This is a genomic window from Phaeobacter sp. G2 (assembly GCA_025163595.1).
Classification (GTDB): Bacteria; Pseudomonadota; Alphaproteobacteria; order Rhodobacterales; family Rhodobacteraceae; genus Pseudophaeobacter.
In genome coordinates this window covers 25,609-45,749 of the sequence record CP104103.1, presented here as the reverse complement: position 1 = coordinate 45,749, position 20,141 = coordinate 25,609, and the positions used below count along the sequence as shown (strand labels likewise).

Here is a 20,141-nt window from a genome sequence, read left to right as displayed (position 1 = left end):
AAAACCTTGGTCGTGCAATGTGTCTTTATCAATTCCAGTGGCCTCAACAACCACCCCTACCTGCGCAGCATGGTCACGAGACGGCGTAACGGTCCGGTAATCTTCCAAGATGTACTGTTCGCATAGGCCTCCGCCATCTGCTCCAACTCCCCAATCCGGTGATGCAGATGGCCAATCACTTCAGCCTGCTCCTCACGCTCAGAGACACTCCGATCGCGATCCGCAATGAGGTGTTGACGTTCCTCATTACGATGCTGTTCAAGGGCCCTGGCCTCGGCCAATGCCGCCGTCAGTTTTTGTAGTTGCGCGTCCAATTCAGCACTGCGGGCATCGGCATGGCGACGTTGGGAGGTCAAGACATCCTTGAGCTTTACATCAAACTCTTCCTGCAGTTTTAGCCGCATCAGCCGGACACTCTTGCGGCTTTGATCCCGTTCGGCTTTGATTCCCTTCTGTTCGGCCCGCTGCGCCTCCAGTTGAGCCTGCAGAACCTTGACCTGAGCAGCATTTTCGGTGTTGGCACGTCCCATATCCTCGGCTTCCTGGCTACGCTGCTCTAGGGTGCTGCGTATCTGCCAGCGCTCTTGCTCGACGTTCTCCAGTGTCTCCTGAAGCTCTTGCAATTGCTGCGCGCGCTCGTGCAGAGAGCAATTACTCTCTTCCAGGCGCGCCGACAGCTGGGCGGTTTCCTGTTGTTTTTTCTCAGCCACCTGTCGCAGAGCGGCCGCTTCTTCCTGCTGCGCTCCCAAATCGATGCGCAGGGTCGTGACCTGCTCTACAGTCTGGTCCAACTGCGCGCTCAGAGCAGCCAGCTCAGCCCCGCGGCTCTCTGCTGCGGTTTTTTGCGCCTGCAGTTCGGCGTCCCCCTGCGTGATCCTGGCCTGCATCGCATTGATTAAATCACCAAACATCGGCGCGCTGACTTCAAATTCCTCACGGATCTGATCCAACAGCGCATAATCCGCCTCAAGCTCCCCGTGATCCGCCCAACGCTCCAGGGTCTCAAACGCGCTCCGCACCCATTTGGAAATCAGCGGGCTGTCAGCCAGTGCTTCGGTGCTGGTAACCCTATGACGTAGATCGTTGCTCAAAAAGCCGTCGATCTCGGCCCCGACACTGCTGGAAAAGCGCGGAAAATGAAGCTGTACACGGCTCTGAATTTTACTCACCACCCCGGCCCAACCGGCCAGCACGCGATCATAACTGGTAAAGCATCGTACAGTTCCACGTGACTCCGCTTCGGCATCCAACACATGGCGCAACCACAACAAGAGCCCAGCGGCCAATGGCCAGCCTTCACGCTCCTGCAGAGACCCTGCAACTTCCAACGGGTTGCGATGCGTCAACACATAAACAGGCTGGATCCCCTGCTGTTGGAACAGGCGCTTCCAAAATGGCATCAAACGACAGATGCGTGGATCTTTAAGTACAAACAGCCGCGACTTGTCATATTCCTCGGACAGAACCTCGGCTCCCCGATCCAGAAACTCGTCCAGCTTGGGGGATTTAATCCAGTCTGGATTAAAGGCCTGCCAATCATCCCAGCGTGATCCCCCGGACGCCAGGATCGCATCATTCATGTTGTACACCTTCAGGGATTCATAAAACCCCTTTGGATTGAATGCATTGGCCGGCATGATCGCAGCAGGCAAATCACACCCAAGCCGAGCCAGAACACCGGCCAGCGCTGAGGTGCCAGATCGGTGCATGCCAAGAACAACGATGGCATGCTGAGGTTTAGCTGCTTTTTTTTTCTTAGACATTTCAGTTCTTTGCCTTCGCTGATTTCGTCTGTCTGAGCATTTCACCCAAGGCCTTCTTGGCAGATTTCCTAAAGGGGGGCCGTAAAAAAGGCCGGGGCGGCCTGGCCTGTCTCTGCATGCTGCAAAAAGCCACGCGCGGTATCCAGCGCCTCGCGGATGGTGACATCCATGTCGAGATAGCGATAGGTGCCCAAGCGCCCCACAAAGGTGACACCGGCGCTGTCCTCGGCCAGTTTTACATAGTCCGCCAGCAGCGCTTTTTCCTTCACCTGGCGAATTGGGTAATAGGGGATGTCCTCGGGTTCAGCCGCGCGCGAAAATTCGCGATAGCAAACCGATCCGTCATGGCTTTCCCAGGGGGCAAAATGCTTGTGCTCGGTGATGCGGGTATAGGGCACCTCTTCCTCACCGTAATTCATCACCGCACAGCCCTGATAGTCTCCCTCATAGGTGAAGCGTTCAAAATCCAGGGTGCGATACCCCAGACGGCCCAAGTCAAAATTGAAATAGCCATCCAGTGGCCCGGAATAAAAGACATGGTCATAATCAGCAGCCATGGCACGGTCAAAAACAGTCTCTAACTTGACCGTTATACTAGGGTGGTCGAGAATTTTCTCGATCATCGCGGTATAGCCCTCTTCCGGCATGCCCTGAAACTTGTGGAAGAAGTAATTGTCGTCATAGTTGAACCGCACCGGCAGGCGCTTCAGGATCGAGGCCGGCAATTCAGAAGGATGCACCCCCCATTGTTTGATGGTGTAGCCCTTGAAAAAAGCCTCGTAGAGGTCGCGCCCAACAAAGCGCATAGCCTGGTCTTCAAAGGTCTGCGGGTCCTCGATCGAAGTATCGGCCTGTTCATTGACGATATAGTCATGGGCTTCATCGGGGCGCAGGGTCTTGCCAAAGAACTGGTTGATGGTGTGCAGGTTCACCGGCAGGGAAAAGACGCCGCGCTGGCCCTTGGGGTCCAGGCTGGTGGTCTTTACCCGGTTCTTATAGGGCATAAAGCGGGCAAATTGGTTCACATAGTCCCAGACTTCGGCGTCATCGGTATGAAAGATATGCGGGCCATAGATATGCACCATGACGCCGGTTTGATCGTCTCGGGTGGTGTGGCAATTGCCACCGATGTGGTCACGGGCATCGACGATGGTGATGTCATATCCCGCCTCAGCCAGATGTCGCCCAATTACTGCGCCCGACAATCCGGCGCCCACCATCAACAGTTTTCCTGCACTCATCTTCACATATCCTTATTCGACCCTGACACAGCCCAAAACCTGTGCAAAACGGGCATAGTATCTTTATCCAACCGTCACAGCTGGCGCAGCCGCCTTAACTGTCTTAATCGAGCCCTCTGCGATAGCCCAGGGTCTCAGCAAAGGGGAAGGTCAGCTCTTCAGCCATGGCATGCAGCGCGGCATGTTCTTCGCGCTTCCAGCTCTCGGCAGGTTTGACCACAATGGTCTCCTTGCGCTCTTTCAGAACCGTGGCATTGGCCGGCGGGAACAGATGCGAGCGCTCCCAGGAGATATCGGCCGTATTGCTGCCGGTGAACAGCGACAGATCCTGCTCCAATCCGGCCCAGGTCTGGATCTTGCCGATCCACCCCTGTGGATCCACGGTCAGATCTTCGTAGCGCAGCGCCAAAAACCGCTCTGGAGCCAGATCGCGCAGGACCGCCAACCGGCGCTGCCGCCCGGCCCAATTGCGGGTGCGGCCACGCAGCACCTTGGGACGTTTCAAAACCTTGGCCCAGCTCACCGCCACCGCCCGGGGGTCACGCATCAGATTGAGGATATGCAGCTCGACCTCGGGCAGCAGGCTCAGCGCCAGGCAAAGATCCACCGATTTGGAACTGTCGATCAGCATCCGCCCACCGGCCTCTTCAGAGGCTGCCCGGTAGAGATCGCCAAACAGGGTGAGAAACTCGGCGTGGTCCTGCTGCAGGGTCTGACGCACCCCGGCATCTCCCCAATTGCTATCTGCTCCCGCCGCCTGACCAAAGGCGGCCATGCCTGCGCGCAGCTTTTGCAAGGCATCCGTCCCATGGCGGGTTGCAAGGGTCGCAACCACCGGCGCCCAATAGGCGCAATCTGGCACCGAACTGCCACAGCTACAGGGCGCCTTGTCCTTATGGGCCTCGGGCAGATCGCGGATCTGGCCAATATTTTGCACCTGATCATGCTGCGCCAGCATTAATGACAAAAACGTCGATCCCGAGCGCCCAGCTCCGGCAATATAAAGCACCTTGATCGCCATCTGGCATCCCATCTTTTTTTTGAACGGTTTCAACCCATCTTGCGATGACTGAAACATAGACAGCAATCATATCTGCAAGATCTGGCGGGTGCGCCCATTTTCACATTGTGTCCTTGTTTCATGTCTGCTTTTTGGGGACAATCCCAATGATTTCTAGCTGGCGGACCCTTTTTTTGATGGATGACTTTGAACAACAGTTCCAAACACAACAAGCTTGGCATGCCACTCAGGATTTTTTGACCTCCGTCACAGCCCATGCAACCCGTCCTGCGATCACCATAGCAGACACAACGCTAAGCTATGCGGCCCTGCACACTCGGGTACAGACCCTGGCCGCAGCCATCGCCGAGCAAGAGACCGCCGCGACCACCCCGGTCACCGCAATCTATGCCAGTCGCGACATCGACACCTATGCCGCCGTGCTGGCCGCCCTGTCTCGGGGCCATGCCTATGTGCCGCTGAACCCAAAATTCCCGCCCGAACGTAACCGCTATATTCTGGAGCGCTCCGGGGCCACGCATCTGCTGCATTGCGCCGAGAGTGGCCCCGCAGTGGCAGAGATCCTGGCGGTCCCCAGTACAACGGGCGATGCTCCGCTGCCACGACAGATCAATACCACGCAACTGCAGGAGTCGCGCCAGCCCCCTGCCCGCCTCCATGACAACCCCTATGCCTATATCCTGTTCACCTCGGGCAGCACCGGCCAGCCCAAAGGCGTTGCCCTGCGGCACAGCAATCTGAGCGCCTATCTGGATGCCACCTTTGCCGTTGCCGATTACCGCGCTGACGACCGGCTGTCGCAGAACTTTGACCTCACCTTTGATCTGAGCGTGCATGACATGTTTGTCTGCTGGCGCGCCGGGGCCCACCTGATCGTGCCCACCGCCCATGATCTCGAGGCCCCCGCAGACTATCTGCACCGCCATGACATCACCTGCTGGTTCTCGGTCCCCAGCCTGGCGCAGAAGATGCGCCTGCAGGGGGCGCTGGCCCCGGGCAGCCTGTCACATCTGCGCCTCTCGCTGTTTTGTGGCGAAGCCCTGCCGGTGGATCTGGCGCAGGACTGGGCCCGGGCCACCACCCAGCGGGTGGAAAACTGGTATGGCCCGACCGAGGCCACCATCGCCTGCACCCGCTATGTGTTGCCCAGCAACCCCGACGCGATCACCGGGCGGTTTGACCTGGTCCCCATCGGCAGCGCCCTGCCAGGCATGTCCACCCTGGTTTTGCAAGAAGATGGCACCCCCGCAGGTCCCGGCGACAGCGGTGAATTGCTGATGTGCGGGCCCCAGGTTGCCGATGGGTACCTGGAAGATGCTGAGAAAACCGCCGCCGCCTTTGTGATCCCCCAGGGCCAAGAGCTGCGCCATTACCGCACCGGGGATCGCGTCGAGGTCACCCAGGATGGGGTATTGAACTTCATCGACCGTATCGACAATCAGATCAAGATCCGCGGCTACCGGGTCGAATTGGGAGAAATCGAAGCCACCCTGCGCGAGGCCGCTACCGGCTGCAATGCGGTGGTGGTGCCGCTGCCACTGAAATCTGCAAACCCCACCTCGCTGGTGGCTGCCGTTGAAGGCTATGATGGTCCTGGCCGCCGAATTCGCGAGGCCATTGCCGGCACGCTGCCCGATTATATGTCTCCCAATCGGGTGCTGGTGATGCAGCAATTCCCCAAAAACGCCAGCGGCAAGGTCGACCGCGGCGAAATTGGGAAACGCGTTGTCAAACGGCTGGAGAAGCAAAACACGGCGGCCGGCCCCAAAAAGCTGACCCGCTATGACCGGCTGATCCAATTTGCCCAAGAGGTCAATCCGGCCCTGGCGCGCAGCGAATTGGAACAGGCAGAAAACCTGATGGATGCGGGCCTGGATTCCATGGGCTTTGTGGATTTCACCGTGCGGCTGGAAAAGCAGTTCAATCTCGAGCTGACCCAGGAGAGTGCTGCGGAACTGTCGCGCATGTCACTGTGGCAGATGGTGGATTTCCTGCGCCGCGCCCTGGCGCCACAGGGCAAGGATCGGTTCCAGCCCCCCGCCGCCAACAGTCTCAAGACCCCTGAGCTGAAACGTAACCTGCACTACCGGGCCATGCGGGCCCTGGACATGCTGGACAAATTCCCCGGGTTTGTCTCTGAAACCCAGAAACCGCTGCTGCTCTGCATCGGCTCCTCCGGCTTTATGCGCGGCATCTGCACTGAAACAATCGAGACCGAAGCCCAGGCCCTGGGCCAGGATCTGCGTGCTGCCAATCTGGGCATGGCGATGCTCAGCGTTGCCGGGATCGCCGAGGTCTGCGACTATGTGCGCGAGACCCTGCAGGCCCAGGGGCGCCGCCTCTCCCATGCGGTGATCGAGATGGAGATCATGCAGCTGTCAATCATGCCGCCGGCCGGGGACATTGAAATCCTGCAGGACTTCAAAGCCGGGGCGTTCAAAGGCATCGAGCGCAAATATTATGATGCCGATACCATCTGGGACAGTGACAGCGGCGGCACCATTGCCCGCTCTGACAAACCCAGCTCGCAGGCGGCGCCACAGGCTAATTGGGAACGCAAGCGCGCGCAGGAAATCTGCCGTGCCTTTGAAGGGCAGCTTAAGATGGATGACAAAGCCGTCGCAGCCTGGATCAAGGGGGTCCAATCCCTGCAACAGGTCAGTGACCGGGTCACCGCCGTGATCCATCCCATCCAGCACCCAGAGGGCACAGCAGGGCTGAAACAAGCCCGCCAAGGCAGCAACCATTTCAGCGGGCTGATTGATCAGGCGCGACAGGAGACCGGCATCGAGATCATGCTGGATACCGATTTCACCCTGCGCTCCGAAGACTTCAAAAACATCAGCCATGTCAATGATCACAACGGGCGGCAGAGTTTCTCGGCCCAGATCGCGCGTCATTTTCTGAGGTGACCCCCCCGGCCCCACCCGATCAAGGGCAAATGGGGGCCTGAGACCATCCTCTTCAGCGTCTTATTAGCCCTCTTCCTCTGTGCGGCTGCCCTTGCGGGCGGCCTGCAACATATCGAGGAAATTCTCCGGATGCTGCGCGGCAATCTTGTTCAGCACCCCGCAGAGCATTTGAAAGCTCATCAGCGTTTCGGCTGAGAAATAATCCGCCGCCTCTAGGGATTGTTCCGGGCCCGTCAACCTCTGCTCGGCAGAATGCAGCGCATCCGCCATCGGGGTGCCTGCAAAAAACGCGGCATCCAGCGCGGCAGCATCTGCCTCATAGCGCTGGATGACATCGCCCAACAGATCTTTTGGAAGATGCAGCTTGGCACAGTCCCCACCAAGGCCTGTATCGCGAAACTCCTGTACCACAACCCGGCTGAGCGAGGCGCGAATTTTCCGGGAGACCTGGGCCGGTTTTGCATCTGGGCGGATCGTGGCATGCAGCACCCGCAGCAACGCGATCTGACCTACCGTCATTGAGGTGTTTTCGATCGCAACCTCCTGCAATTTCACCCCTTCAGATCCGGTTAGAAAATGGAAGAAATCAGCCACGACATCCTGTTTGTAAAGCTGGCTGCGCACAAAGGGGCGCAGCTCAAAACGATCGCCAAAAATCTGCCGCCACTTTTCGAATCTGGGCGTATAGTCCAGTTTCTCATTGCTCGACACCTGCTCAAAGAACCCCGGCAGGCCGTCTTTGAGCATCCCGAATTTCATCTGTTCGGAAAAGGCTGACAGCAATTTTTCGGCATGGGGCCGGACATAGGAAATCAACCGGATACGGCCTTCATACTCAGGCCAGTATTTTTTGATGGCCAGCTGCAAAGCCTCTGGGTCGACAGATTGGAAATGTTCTGCCGAGACCACAGCAAAGTCGGCATCACTGCCATCAAAGCCGCTTTTGATCTTACCAAACCGTTTGGCAGATTTACTCATCTGCCCCTCTCTGAACAGCACATGCGCCAAATGGTTTTGGTTGAGCGTTGCCCCACTTCCCGGATAATGCAGTGTCTGTCCCGGCAGCTGATAAGCCCCGGATTGCAATACGGCCTGCAAAGTGGTGGACCCTGTTTTGGTATCCCCAAGATGTAAAATAATTTCTTTCACCATGTCACTCTCCACTTCCGGCAGATTTTGCCGTGCTCTGCCACTACAACTGGGCCAGAAACTCTGTCACACCCTGATCATCGCACCACTTCGGTGTGGCGCAGATCTGTGCCAGGGCCTTCTGATAGGCGTCCAGCTCTGCCAGCGGCGCGCAGTCCGGCACCTGTTCCAGATCAGCAAAGAACTCCGAGCGCCCCATGACCTCGCCAAGATAGCGGTCGATGGGGCGGAATTTCTCCAGCATGCGGGCTCGGTTTTTGGCGCCAAACAGCTCAATGTCATGGCTGCTGGGCAGCTGTAGCTCTGCGGTCTTTTCGCGCAGGCAGCGGCGCAATACCCCAGCCTTGGCTGCAGGAAGCTGCTGGTTACCCTGCCGAGCGATTTCATAGACCGCCCGATGAAAGGAATCGTTTTCGCGGCGTTCGGGGGCCAGCCCTTCGGGCAGATCCAGCCCGGTCTGGGTGACGAAATCCACCACCGACCCCCCAGCCGCGCGCACCTGGGCATAGTCGCGCAGGATAACATTGGCCTCTGGCAGAGCCTTGATCCAACCTTCCACCATCAGGCGATAGTTGAAGTGAATTCCCTTGAGATAGCTGTCCAGGCCGGTCTCGCGCAACGGCTCCAGCTTATGGCCAAATTTCAACCGTTGCCCCTGCCAGGAGGCGATATATTCGTCAATCCGGCGCAGCGTGGCCACCAGTGTGAAATCTGCATTCGGGAACTGCGTCGCCAAGTTCTGGATGAGTTTTGGCGAAACGGCGTTGAAATTGGCAAAGACCTCTGCCGCCAGGATCACCGTATGAGGCTGAGAGAACCGGATTTGCTGCTTCATCGCGTTAAACATCTGCGGCAGCGCCGGCAGACGTCTGTGATAGGCAGGAACCGTGCCGCCCTGCTCTGCTGCCAACATCCGGAAGGCCAGCGCATTATGCGGCTCGCGCACATTGATTGGCAGAGACTCGGGCGAAGGGTCATGGCCATTGGCCCGGGCAGTAAAATGTGCCAGCCCTTCAAAATCCACATAGGGGTAGAGAATGCCAGCCCCCGACAGGGCCACCGCATTGCGGGACAGATAGTCCTGCAACGAGGTAGAGCCGACCTTGTGATGGCCGATGAATAAAATGACCCGCAAAGGCGTATCTTTGGCCAGGGTCACAGGTGCTGCCTGCTGCGGTGTCACGGTCTTTGGTAATGGCGCCGCCTCTGTGGTCTGCAATGGCATGGAGGTCGCGGGTTTGCGCAGCGCTTTCTTGAACAGTTTCACTCGGCAGCTTTCTTGTCGGTCGTGGTTGGGAAATTCAGCTTCTGCTCCCAGTAGTCCCGGCTGGTAAAATACCCATAGCCGTCACGGTAGGCACTGGCCAGGTCCTCATAGCTTTTCCGTAAGGCCCAGACGTTTTTCAACAGGCGCCAGCCCTGTGTCCAGGCCGCTGATTTGGAATGACGCACAGTGTAATATTTATCCTGGGTGGCATTCAGGATCGTGATCTCGGCAGCCCCCCAGACCAGACCAATATGACCCCGGTTTGGCGCTTCCAGAGTGATCTTGCGCCCCAGCCGGGAAAAGCCCGGAATCAACAAACCATTGAGCGTCAGCTTCATCAACAACCGCTGCCAGGCAGAGGGCGGGTCATGGCGCACCGGCGGCAGCTGCACCTGCGGTGTCAATACTTGCCAGGTCTCGGCCTGGGTCAAGGCTTTGAGATCACCGCGCCGGGTCGCCATATCAGCATTGCGATCAAAGAACTCAGGCCCCTGCATCACATCCTCAACGGCCAGATTGATCGCCGCCAGGGTGTCATAATGCATCCTGGGCAGATTGCGCAGAAAGAACATCAGGGCGATCTTGATCACCCCGCCCGCGCCGATCTCCAGTGCAGGCAAGCTGAGGTGATGGGCCAGATGGCTGCGCAGATCCAGGTACCAGGTCTGCGGGCTTTCCTTTTCCGTAAAGCTCTCTTGGAAAGAGACCACCCCATTGAGGGTGACGATGTTAAAATCATTGGCCAGCGAGAAAGAGACGTCATCCCCGCGTACAAAGAAGGGAAAGGCCAGGTGCTCAACCGCTTCTATAGGGAAGGCAAAATACCACCAGCCGCCATAGAAATCATCGGCGACAGGTCGTGCAGCCTGGTTTTCCATGTTGATTACTTGAAAAATATCACGCAGGTCCGTCCCCATATGCAACGGCAGGCAGCGGCGGTTGAAACGGGCGCCATTTTCCCAGATGGCCCAGCGATGCTGCTCGCTGATCATCGCGCCGGCAATGGCGGTCTTGGGCTCACTGGCATAGGCTAGGAACATCCAGGTGCGTTCCAGGCTTTCCATATGGATCGAGGCATCATCATCCATAAAAAGACAATGTGACGCCCCCCGCGCCTGGGCCTCCAGCATGCCACGGGTAAAGCCCCCGGCCCCACCAAGATTTTCATTGGGCACCAGGCTGACCCCTTCGGGCAGCTCCAGATCCACCGTTTGCCCGTTGTCGGTGACGATCATCTGCACCTGGTCCTTCATCCAGGATTGCTCCCGGAAAGCGGCAAAGCGCTGGACCGTGCGGGCAACTTCCGCTTCGCGGCGGAAGGTGGTCACCGCCAGGGCCAGCTGCGGCTGCCGCTTTGGCGCGTCCTGGGTCTCCCAGCTGGCCCCCTTCAAGCTGCCTTCACCAAGGCTGCGCAGCTCGAAATACAGCAGGCCGGTATCCGCCGAGGCCGCCAGAAGATGCGCCAGGTCCTGGCGCAGCGGGGTCCCCGCCTCCAGCTGAACAATGTCGCAAAATACCCGGTCCCAGGATTGATTGCGCGGTGCCATATAGATCGAAAGCTGAAATTCACCCTGCCCCTGCAGCGCCAGAAACAGGCTCTGCAGGTTGCACTCGTGCTGCCATTTTTCCAGATTGAACATATTGAACCAGGTGGAGAAATGCGCCTCTCCTCCGGGGCCAAACCGGATCAGTTTCTGGCTGTCAGAGAGGGCCACGGCTCCGGCGTTGCGGACATAAAGATCCTGCTCGGTACAGATGCCAAATTCGGGCCACATGAGGGATTGAAGCCTGGTGAAACCATCGACACGTGCTGCGCCCAAATGCTCAGTTCGTCCCTGATCCAACATCCCCGAAACTCCCCTGGCTCTACCGGTTCAAAATTACTCCGGCTTCCATAGTCTGCCAGGCCGTAAAAATACATGCTTTGTTTCGCAACCCGCCAAAATCTGAGGAAAAAAGGTATCACATCCCCAGGTTCTCAGCTCAGTGTTGCCTCATGCAGGGCAATGGCCTCTTCCAGATCTTCAAAGTATTGCATCTTGCCCATTTCCAACACGATCCCGGCATCACAAAACTTCCGAATCTGATTCATCGAATGGTTCACCATGATGGCACTGGAATCCTCCATGCGCGCGGCAAAGATTTCCCGGCTCTTACGCTTGAAGGTCCGGTCACCCACCGCTGTCACCTCATCCACCAGATAGGTATCAAACTTGATCCCCATCGAAGCGCCAAATGTCAGACGCGAACGCATGCCACTGGAATAGCTGCGCATCGGCATATGGAAGAATTTCCCCAGTTCAGCAAAATCCTCGACAAAGGCCACCAGTTCATCGGTATCCACCCCATAGATCCGGGCAATGAAGCGAACATTCTCAGCACCACTCAGATCGCCGTGAAAGGAGGCCCCCAACCCGACTGGCCAGGACATGCTGCCATCGCTCACCACCCGCCCGTAATCTGGTCGCATGGTGCCGGCAATGATCTTCAGCAGGGTCGATTTACCGGCGCCATTGCGCCCCAACAACGCCAGTGACCGCCCCGTGGGCAGGGTGAGATTCAGATTGTCGATGACAATCTTCTGCTCCCCCTTGAGCCAGAAGCTCTTGGTCAGGTTCTCAAACCGGATCATCCCCGTTCTCCCCTTGCGGCCCCCCCGCAGGGTAACCCCTCACGGCTCTCTACCATCAGCTGCGGTCTCGGATAGAATAGTAGATCAAGGTGGCAATGGACCAGATCAGAAGCAGGAAAAGCCCGGTCAGCCCCGCCAGGAGAGGGCGCCGGGGATATTCAGATTCCTGGGCCAGGGTGGGTTTGATATAGGTCGCCAGATAGCGGCTTTGCCGGGTTGCATTATCCCGTGCCACCGACAGGGCAGTCAGGGCGGCCCGATAGGCTTCCTCAGCATATTCGCGATCCACGGTCAGGCTCTCGAATTCCGAAATCAAGGAGGGGTAGTCTTCACCCACAGCACCGGTGTCAGTGTTGTCAGAGGTAAAGGTTTGCCGCTCACTGTCGATACGGGCACGGATGACCTCGATCCGTTGCAACGATTTGCGAGTACGTGGATCCCCCTCGCTGACGGTCCCTTCCAGCAGGTCATGCTCGATCAGGGCCTCGGCCAGCTGCTGTTGCAGATTATTCATCACCCCCATGCGGCCCTGAATATCCGCCTCTGGGTCGACAATCCGGGTGCGGGTGCGAAACTTGGTCAGCTCCTCGCGGGCGGATTTCAACTGCGCCACGGCCTCGTCAAGATCGGTGCGGGCATAGCCCATGGCATCCTCGCGGGCCCGCTCATTCAAGGCATTGATCTGGATCTGGCTGACATCGACAATGGCCTGGGTAATGACCTGCGAAACCTCGGCATCAAAGCCCACGGCCTGTACCTCGATAAGACCAGAGCCACTGTCATAAGAGATGCCAACAATACGCTGCCAATACCAGATCAGTTCTTCCAGAGTGGCATCCGGCCAGATCGAAAAGGCCCAATCCCGGGGCCAGTGACGGCTATACTCGCTGCGTAGATCAATGCGCGCATCCACCGCCTCGACCATTTCCTGGCTTTGGATAAAGGCATATAGGATATCACTGTCGGAGGCCGTCGTTGAGCCGGCAAAATTGGCCAACCCGCCCAGCAGATCAGTGGCACCGCTGTTTTCCTGACTGCGCACAGTAAAGCCCGCCGTCGAAACATATTGATCCTCTGCGACCGCTGTGAGGTAGAAAATCACTGCACCCAGGGGGGCCAGAACCATCAGCATAAAGCTGAAAATCAGCCCCCAGTGGCGCCGCTTCATGCTGGCCGCACCTGCCAGGGCAAATTGCTCCACAGCAGGGCTCTGTGTTGCTGCGGCCTGCTGCGCCGCAGCCAGTTCCTGCTGTGCGATGATAACTGCCGCCTGTTCCTTGCGCAGCTTCTTGCGCGCCTTGCGCCGGGCCTTCTTGCGCCGACGCCCCGCCCCCAGCTTGCGCTCCTCGCGTTCGGAAATCGTCAGCACGGATTTTTCATCCTTGGTCGCACCTTCCACTGGACTCCCGTTCCCCAAAATTGATCCATCCTGCTCCGGGCTCGCTTGTACCATGCTTCAGCCTGTCTCGCCCTGTTGTGGTTTGTAATTGTCTTTTGTTTCTTTCATACTATCGCTTCTACAAGCTCTAGCCACAATCATACAAGCATGGTCGGACATTATGACGACAGCCCTTCCAACGTCTCGGCCTCGCGCAGGGCGTAATCGGCGTTTTGCCACGCTACGCACCATTTCAGCCTTGATCCTGCGCGAAATGTCGACCCGCTATGGGCGCACCCCCGGCGGGTTTCTCTGGAGCATTCTGGAACCGCTTGCGGCTGTTCTATTTCTCAGCATTGGCTTCTCGCTGGTGCTACGTTCACCGGATCTCGGCACCAGCTTCTTGTTGTTCTACGCCACCGGCTATATGCCCTTTGATACCTATCAGGTCATTTCCACGACAACAGCGCGCGCCCTTGGCTTTTCCAAACCGCTGCTGAAATATCCTTCGGTGACCTGGATTGATGCCATTCTGGCCCGGTTCATTCTCAACAGTCTCACAAGCGTCGTGATCACCATCTTGTTGATTGGTGGCATTTTGATCGCCATAGACAGTCGCACCGCAATTGATATGGCCCCCGCCATCGAAGCCTTCGCACTGGCGATGCTACTTGGTCTTGGGGTTGGTACCATCAACTGTGTCCTCTCAGGGCTGTTCCCACTCTGGGCCATCATCTGGTCGGTCATCACCAGACCGTTGTTTTTGGCCTCTGGCATCTTTTTTCTCTATGATACCATGCCCCCCCTGGCGCAGAAAATTCTGTGGTACAACCCGCTGATCCACATCGTTGGACTAATGCGTACCGGCTTCTATCCCACCTATACCGCCGCTTATATCAATATCACATTTGTGCTGATGGTTTCGCTGATCCTGCTCACCCTTGGCCTGATCCTGATGGGACGGTTCCACCGGGTCATCCTAAACCGCTAGGGCATCTCCTGGGGGCAGAAACGCCTCTCTCTTGCCCCTGAGACAGGCTGCTCACTCTAATGTCCGGCCCTGCTCTGCCAGGGCAACGATCTGTGCATGACTGCGGCTGGTATCCTGGCGTAGCCCTTCCCAGACCGCATGACGCCATAGTCGCAGATAGGCCGAGCGTGCCGCACCATAGCGGCCTGCGGTCAGGCGCCATTTCACCACCACCAGCAGCATCAAAGGCCAGAACAGGATGCCCGCCGCCGCTCGATACATCATCAACCCATTGCGATAGGCGTAATAGACCTTCCATAGGGGGTGAAACACCCGATGCTGATCATTTTGAAAGGTGGAGCAATCATGCTCAAAGCGCAGGGTTGGGTCGAACAGGATCTTCTCCCCCCGACGCCGCAACCCCAGCGTATAGATCACGTCATCCCCATAGAGAAACAGGCCCGGATCAGGGTAGCCAGCCTCCTCAATCATTCGCCGCGGCAGGAAGAAGCCGACAAAGGAGGTGAGATCAATGGCACGTGGTGTGGTGGCCTCGTAGCTGTCATAGGGAATGTGATAGCCATTGCGCGCTTTGAATAGGGCGCGCAAAAATATCTTGGGGTTCCAGAAGGGATTGACCGAGGGCCGGTTCATTTCACAGATGCCCCCATCCGGGAAATAGACCGCCGCAGCCAGGGCCGTATCCAGCGGCCGCGGCTGCGCGTGAAAGGCGGCAAAGGCACCGGGGGCAGGGCGCGCATCATCATCCATCACCACCAGCCAATCCGGGGCTTGGCTCTCGAGCGCACGCCGCAGCCCCATCTCAAACCCGCCGGCCCCTCCGCGATTGACCGCGCTGGTCACAATATCCAGCCGCAGATCTTGCTGCTGCGCCAGCCAACTGGCGGTGGCATCGGTTGAGGCATTGTCAACCACAACTACCGCCGCGAGCTCGGCCTCCGGGCTTTCCAACAATCGCGCCAAGGTCGCCTGCAACTTATCCAACCGATTATAGGTGACGACCACCGCCACAAGCCGACCAACGGTTGCCGCCACCTGCGGAACAGGCGGTACAATATTTTTCTCAAGACCGGTCTTAGCGCGCACGCGGTACTTCTCCTCAAACCCCACCCTTGAACACTCAGCCCAGGGGAAAGCCAGGGAGCGGGAGGGGAGCAACAATGTTCAGGGGCGCAGAACTCACAAATGAGTACGCGAGTCAAATTCTTTAGCGCAGAGCTCCGGTCGTCACTGCCAAGCAGAAAGAGGCAAATTCCCCTCTCAGCTGTTCCGGAGCCTCGGTTTCAGCAGGGGGGCTGGGCAGGGCTATTCCCCGCCAGCGAGGTCCAAATGTTTCGCGCGCGAAACATTTGGAGGCGAAACCACAGACCCAAATCACTGCATTAGACATGAAAAAGGCACGCCACGGCGCGCCTTTTGAGAGATCTGATACTGGCCGAATGCTGGCTTGAGACTGGCCTGAGCGGATCCTAGCGCTGCTTGAGCCAGGCCTTCAGCGCCTCTAACAGATCAGCATCCACAGCCTCGCCGCTCAGCTCAATCCGTTTTGCACTGGGCTGAAAACCAATGCGCAGCCCGGCCGTGACCTGGGTGCTGACACGTTCCTGCGCGCCGATAGACTCTGAGGCCTGGCGCACTCTTGGCGCCGCATCAGGCTCACTGCCCCCCGCTACACCCCCAGGGCTTTGAGATTCTACAGTAGGGGTTAGAGCCACATCCTGATCCGCTTTGCCGCCGGCAAGCGCGGCGTTCAAAACCACCAGCTCCTCTGCCGCGGTGGGGCGCTCTGCCGCCTGTAGCGCCGTCTTGAGCCGCGCCGCAAAGCCGGGATCCTCGCCAATCTGGCGTACCAGGGCCAGCCCTAGTTTTTCACTGATGGCGGTGGGGAAATACAGCACCGCATCCAGCGCCTCCACCAGGGTGACAAAACTGCCAATCTTGGAGCGTTTGGCGCGCGGCGCATTGGCAAACAGCCCCTGCAGCGCTTTTTTCTGACTGGGAAAGACCCCTTCCTTCAGGGCCCGCACCGCAATGCGGGCGCGCTCATAATGGGACAGGTTGACCCGGATTTCATTCTCTTCCACCATCGCCACATAGGCGGCCTCGGCGCTGTCGGGACGGATCACCAGGGCTTTGACTGTGGCAAATTCAGGCTCTGAAGTCTCGGCGTAGAGCCTGCGCAGAGCAGAAAGCCGCCGCCAGCCGGAGATCAGCCCCCAGGAGGTTCCATCGATACGCCCCTGCAGCGGCACCACCTCGATGGGGGTCTGCTGACCACGCGCCCGCAAAGACCCCATCAGGGCTTCCATCTCGTCTTCGTCCTGGGCGATGCGGTCGCGCACCAGATGGGTCTCGTCGATCTGATCCAGGGCAATCTCTTCGACCATCAACCCGCGCGCGCGGGCCTGCTGCAGCACCTGCGTGACCTCCTGCAGCGCCGCCTCGGTCGAGGCCGCACCTGCCACCTGGGCGATGGGGGCAATGGGAGCGGCGCTGGGGCTTGGCGTCGGCAGCGGACCAGCCAGGGCGGATTTACTCTCTGGCGCGCCAGAAAGATAGCTGTTTTGTGCCGGGGAAAGCCGTTTGCGTTTTGCCATCTGCTGATCTCCTCATCGCGCCAACCCTGCGCGTTTTATCTTGTTAGAGCCTTAGGCCGGCGTGCGCTGCTGTTGCATCTCGCCCGATATCTCATCTGCCATCTCCGCGGCGCGCTCCAGCTCAGCCCGGCGCCAAACCCCCAGCAGCAGGCGTTTGAAGGCGGCATAGGTGGCGTCAAATGTTTCGCGCCCGCGCGCATAGGTCTCGCGGTTGAAATCGCGGTAATCGGCCTCGTAGATCCCCGAGACCTGTTCGCCGGCCTGCCCAATCAGGGCGGTGTAATCCTGTTTATGCGGGCTGAGCACCGGCCCCATATAGGCCTGCATCACCCCGGCCAGCTCCCCCTGCTGGGCGCTGTCATAGCGGGTGATCACCGCGCGCACCGCATCCCATTCAAACCCCATCTCGGGGCGCCCCAGGGCGCGGGCGGCCAGGTTCTCGCCGTCCTCAATGGAGGCAAAGGTGGAATGCAGCATGTCAAAAAACCGCCCCGTGCTGTCGAACTCCAGAAAGGAGGCCCCCACCGGCACCAGCAGGATATCCGAGGCCGCCAGCCCGTTGATGGTCAGATAGCCAAGGGCGGGAGGCGTGTCGATAAAGACCACGTCATAGTCATCCAGCACCCCGTCCGCCTCAAGCCGATCGGTGAGCGCGTCCCAGAGCTTCCAGGAGCGCGCCGCCATGCGCCAGACCGGGATCTGGAACTCGGCCCAGTACAGGTTCAGCTGGGCGCCAATGAGGTCGATATTGGGCCAGTGAGTGCTTTGAATCACATCGCTGGCGGTCATCTCCAGGGCCGCCGAGAGGGTTTCGTCCAGCGGCTGCGGTGCGTCACCGCGATCCAGACGCCGCTGGTTGTCGGCGCGCAGATGTTCGCCGTAGTGGCGGGCCAAAAGCGGAAAGGCGGTTTGCCATTCGTCCTCGACCTGGCCGCCAAAGATCGAGGTCATCGAGCCCTGGCTGTCCAGATCAATCACCAGCACCTTGTAGCCATCCAGGGCCGCCGACATCGCCAGATGCGCCGCTGTCGAGGTCTTGCCAACCCCGCCTTTGAAATTCGCCACCGAGACCAGCTTGGCCGGCAGGCCCTTGGGCCGGTAGGGGGTGTAGTCTTTGGATTTTGACCCCTGGGCGGCAAAATGCGCCCTCAGCAGCAACACCTCGTCCAGGGTGAACCATTTGGCGCCGCCTTCGGTTTCGGACTGGCCCTGGGGCAGCGAGGGGTTGGCCTTGAGCACCCGACGGAAATGCGCCTGGGCGACGGGGATCAGGTAGCGGGTGATTTCCCAGGTGGAGAACAGGCGCAGCTCTTTGCGTCCCTGCTCGTTCATGCCGCGACTGGACAGATCGGCGCGGCCCCGGGCGCAGCCCTCGGCAATAGCGGCAAAACCGGATGTGCCGGTGGGCGCGTCGAGCTCTGCCAGGGCGGCATCTGGATCAATGTTGAAATAGGGCGGCAGCCCGGAGCCTGCCTTGTGGATATCTCGTGCCATGCTGCTGTGCCGCCTCTGCCCGTTGCTGTCCGTTTGCTGCCTGTCCTGCTGCGCAGCGCTCTGCGCTTTGGCCTTTCAGCAGGGTCATGTATCGTCTTTATGGACTGATAGCACGAAAGGCGGCACATGGGAAGAATATGCGCAGACCTTTTTCTTTTTCTAAGCAAATCAAGCCTGTGCACGAGGGGAAAGCGGCGGCTTTTGGGGGGCGAAAATTTTTCTACCCTGTTATTTATGAGTTATATTATAGTTATAGGACATGGGAGACTGGCGCAAAGCCCTTTTTTTACTGATCATTTGGCCACATTTTTTGCCAGCAGTGACTCTGAAACCCCGTTGAACTGACTCCAAACCCCCGAAGCAGCGATTCCGGAACCCCGTTGAGAAACCATGTGGATAACTCTAGGGTGGGTGTAATCAAAACCACGAAAACGAGTCACCCGGGAGTCTGACAACTCAGACGCAAGAACCTGGGGGCAGCAGGCAGAACGGGCGGGGCAGTTATGGCGGCGGCAGGCGGAGCATATCCAGCTGAAGCGCAGGGGGGCGCAGAGGGGCGTTTTTTCCTCTGCGATATCTTTGATGCGATTCCCAAAAACGATCTGGCCTCGATGGAGCATCCGTTGTTTTCCCTGGCGACGCGGCCGGACCGGCGTATCCTGAACTACGAGCATAATGGCGCTGAGATCACCGTGGTGCCATCGGTCAAAGGTCTGGCGACGATCCATGACAAGGATATCCTGATCTTCTGTATCAGCCAGCTGATGGCGGCGCAGAATGCCGGGCGGCAACTGTCGCGCACCCTGCATCTGAAGGCCCATGATCTGCTGATCGCCACCAACCGCGAGACCTCGGGCGATGCCTACCGGCGCCTGCGCGAGAGCTTTGAGCGTCTGGCCGGCACCCGCATCACCACCAATATCGTGACGGGTGGCGAAGAGGTGACCTCTGGCTTTGGCCTGATCGAGAGCTGGGAGATTGTACGCAAAGCGCGGGGTGGGCGCATGGTCAATGTGGCGGTGACCCTGTCGGACTGGCTGTTTCGCGCGGTGCTGTCAAAATCGGTGCTGACGCTGAGCCGGGATTACTTTCGCCTGCGCAAACCGCTGGAGCGACGCATCTATGAGCTGACACGCAAACACTGTGGCCGCCAAAGCGCCTGGACCATTTCGGTGGAAACCCTGCTGAAAAAATCCGGCTCCGCCAGTCCGCGCCGGGTGTTTCGCAAGATGGTCCGCGACATGATAGAGGCGCAGCCGCTGCCGGACTATGCCATGGAAGAGCTGCCGGGGGATTTGATCCGGTTCAGTCAGAAACACGCGGTGACCGAGCCGGGGGCTCTGGATGCGCCGGTTTTGAAAGCCACCACGCTGGAGCGCGCCCGTGATCTGATGCCGGGGGCAGATGTCTACGGGCTGGAGGCCGAGTGGCGCGCCATGTGGGCCAGATCCGGGCGGCCACGCCTGCGCCAGGCCGATGCGGCCTTTCTGGGCTGGGTGAAAAAACGCGGCTCGGAATAAGACTCTATTGTTGAAAGGGGGGCTTAGCCCCCTGGCGCCACGGCGCGCATGGCCCCAGGATATTTTCAGCCAAAGGGAAAGCCCCCGTCGGAGAGCATCAAATGTTTCGCGCGCGAAACATTTGACCAAAGTGCTCGGCCTTTCACCTGAGGTATCGCGCATCACTTTTGGCCTTG

General features: G+C 58.7%; 14 protein-coding genes. 3 read left to right on the top strand and 11 right to left on the bottom strand.

Translation table 11 applies throughout. The annotated features are described in order from the left end of the window. Positions 1 to 56 precede the first annotated feature (56 nt). The 3 genes from N1037_21585 to N1037_21575 all read right to left on the bottom strand — a co-directional run bounded on the left by N1037_21585 (position 57) and on the right by N1037_21575 (position 4,025). Positions 57 to 1,808 carry a sulfotransferase family protein gene (locus N1037_21585; protein UWS81810.1) on the bottom strand — a complete coding sequence of 584 codons (1,752 nt, stop codon included), beginning with the start codon at positions 1,806 to 1,808 and terminating at the stop codon, positions 57 to 59. 23 nt (positions 1,809 to 1,831) lie between these two features. Continuing rightward, positions 1,832 to 3,004: a UDP-galactopyranose mutase gene (glf, locus tag N1037_21580; protein ID UWS81809.1), complete on the bottom strand. Its 1,173-nt coding sequence runs from the start codon at positions 3,002 to 3,004 to the stop codon at positions 1,832 to 1,834. Between the two features lie 103 nt (positions 3,005 to 3,107). Beyond that, the gene (locus tag N1037_21575; GenBank protein ID UWS81808.1) at positions 3,108 to 4,025 is read right to left on the bottom strand and encodes a sulfotransferase; all 918 of its coding nucleotides are present in this window, start codon (positions 4,023 to 4,025) and stop codon (positions 3,108 to 3,110) included. A gap of 176 nt (positions 4,026 to 4,201) precedes the next feature. Here N1037_21575 and N1037_21570 point away from each other — a divergent pair, with 176 nt between their 5' ends. Then, complete coding sequence (locus N1037_21570; protein ID UWS81807.1) at positions 4,202 to 6,937, top strand: non-ribosomal peptide synthetase; 2,736 nt, start codon at positions 4,202 to 4,204, stop codon at positions 6,935 to 6,937. 63 nt (positions 6,938 to 7,000) lie between these two features. Here the strand turns inward: N1037_21570 and N1037_21565 are convergent, their stop codons facing one another. From N1037_21565 to N1037_21545, 5 genes are all read right to left on the bottom strand, one after another. Further along, positions 7,001 to 8,089, bottom strand: a complete 1,089-nt coding sequence (locus N1037_21565; protein UWS81806.1) for a hypothetical protein — start codon at positions 8,087 to 8,089, stop codon at positions 7,001 to 7,003. 40 nt (positions 8,090 to 8,129) lie between these two features. Then, positions 8,130 to 9,353, bottom strand: coding sequence for a hypothetical protein (locus N1037_21560; protein UWS81805.1), 1,224 nt, complete (start codon positions 9,351 to 9,353; stop codon positions 8,130 to 8,132). After that, a complete protein-coding gene (locus tag N1037_21555; protein UWS81804.1) occupies positions 9,350 to 11,200 on the bottom strand; it encodes a glycosyltransferase in 1,851 nt (616 codons plus the stop codon). Before N1037_21555 ends, N1037_21560 begins: the two co-directional genes overlap by 4 nt. A gap of 131 nt (positions 11,201 to 11,331) precedes the next feature. Then, a complete protein-coding gene (locus N1037_21550; GenBank protein ID UWS81803.1) occupies positions 11,332 to 11,985 on the bottom strand; it encodes an ABC transporter ATP-binding protein in 654 nt (217 codons plus the stop codon). 55 nt (positions 11,986 to 12,040) lie between these two features. Then, entirely contained in the window at positions 12,041 to 13,354 is a 1,314-nt protein-coding gene (locus tag N1037_21545) for a sugar transporter (protein ID UWS81802.1), read from the bottom strand. Between the two features lie 190 nt (positions 13,355 to 13,544). On the opposite strand from N1037_21545, the gene N1037_21540 reads away from it, so the two are divergent. Next, positions 13,545 to 14,354: an ABC transporter permease gene (locus tag N1037_21540; protein ID UWS81801.1), complete on the top strand. Its 810-nt coding sequence runs from the start codon at positions 13,545 to 13,547 to the stop codon at positions 14,352 to 14,354. 51 nt (positions 14,355 to 14,405) lie between these two features. Here the strand turns inward: N1037_21540 and N1037_21535 are convergent, their stop codons facing one another. The 3 genes from N1037_21535 to N1037_21525 form a co-directional block, all read right to left on the bottom strand. Further along, the gene (locus tag N1037_21535) at positions 14,406 to 15,440 is read right to left on the bottom strand and encodes a glycosyltransferase (GenBank protein UWS81800.1); all 1,035 of its coding nucleotides are present in this window, start codon (positions 15,438 to 15,440) and stop codon (positions 14,406 to 14,408) included. A gap of 383 nt (positions 15,441 to 15,823) precedes the next feature. Next, on the bottom strand, positions 15,824 to 16,951 hold the full coding sequence (locus N1037_21530) for a ParB N-terminal domain-containing protein (GenBank protein ID UWS81799.1): 1,128 nt from the start codon (positions 16,949 to 16,951) through the stop codon (positions 15,824 to 15,826). A gap of 51 nt (positions 16,952 to 17,002) precedes the next feature. Next, on the bottom strand, positions 17,003 to 18,445 hold the full coding sequence (locus N1037_21525; GenBank protein UWS81798.1) for an AAA family ATPase: 1,443 nt from the start codon (positions 18,443 to 18,445) through the stop codon (positions 17,003 to 17,005). 503 nt (positions 18,446 to 18,948) lie between these two features. Between N1037_21525 and N1037_21520 the strand changes: the two genes are divergently transcribed. Further along, positions 18,949 to 19,965 (top strand): replication initiator protein A, encoded by a 1,017-nt coding sequence (locus tag N1037_21520; protein ID UWS81797.1) that lies wholly within the window; start codon positions 18,949 to 18,951, stop codon positions 19,963 to 19,965. The last annotated feature ends 176 nt before the right edge of the window (positions 19,966 to 20,141 follow it).

Excerpts from the sequence above, each read along its gene's own strand:
- N1037_21565 (UWS81806.1), bottom strand. The coding sequence starts at position 8,089 with ATGGTGAAAGAAATTATTTTACATCTTGGGGATACCAAAACAGGGTCC.
- N1037_21570 (UWS81807.1), top strand. The coding sequence starts at position 4,202 with ATGGATGACTTTGAACAACAGTTCCAAACACAACAAGCTTGGCATGCC.
- N1037_21540 (UWS81801.1), top strand. The coding sequence starts at position 13,545 with ATGACGACAGCCCTTCCAACGTCTCGGCCTCGCGCAGGGCGTAATCGG.
- N1037_21550 (UWS81803.1), bottom strand. The coding sequence starts at position 11,985 with ATGATCCGGTTTGAGAACCTGACCAAGAGCTTCTGGCTCAAGGGGGAG.
- N1037_21520 (UWS81797.1), top strand. The coding sequence starts at position 18,949 with ATGGCGGCGGCAGGCGGAGCATATCCAGCTGAAGCGCAGGGGGGCGCA.
- N1037_21555 (UWS81804.1), bottom strand. The coding sequence starts at position 11,200 with ATGTTGGATCAGGGACGAACTGAGCATTTGGGCGCAGCACGTGTCGAT.
- N1037_21530 (UWS81799.1), bottom strand. The coding sequence starts at position 16,951 with ATGGCAAAACGCAAACGGCTTTCCCCGGCACAAAACAGCTATCTTTCT.
- N1037_21575 (UWS81808.1), bottom strand. The coding sequence starts at position 4,025 with ATGGCGATCAAGGTGCTTTATATTGCCGGAGCTGGGCGCTCGGGATCG.
- glf (UWS81809.1), bottom strand. The coding sequence starts at position 3,004 with ATGAGTGCAGGAAAACTGTTGATGGTGGGCGCCGGATTGTCGGGCGCA.
- N1037_21525 (UWS81798.1), bottom strand. The coding sequence starts at position 18,445 with ATGGCACGAGATATCCACAAGGCAGGCTCCGGGCTGCCGCCCTATTTC.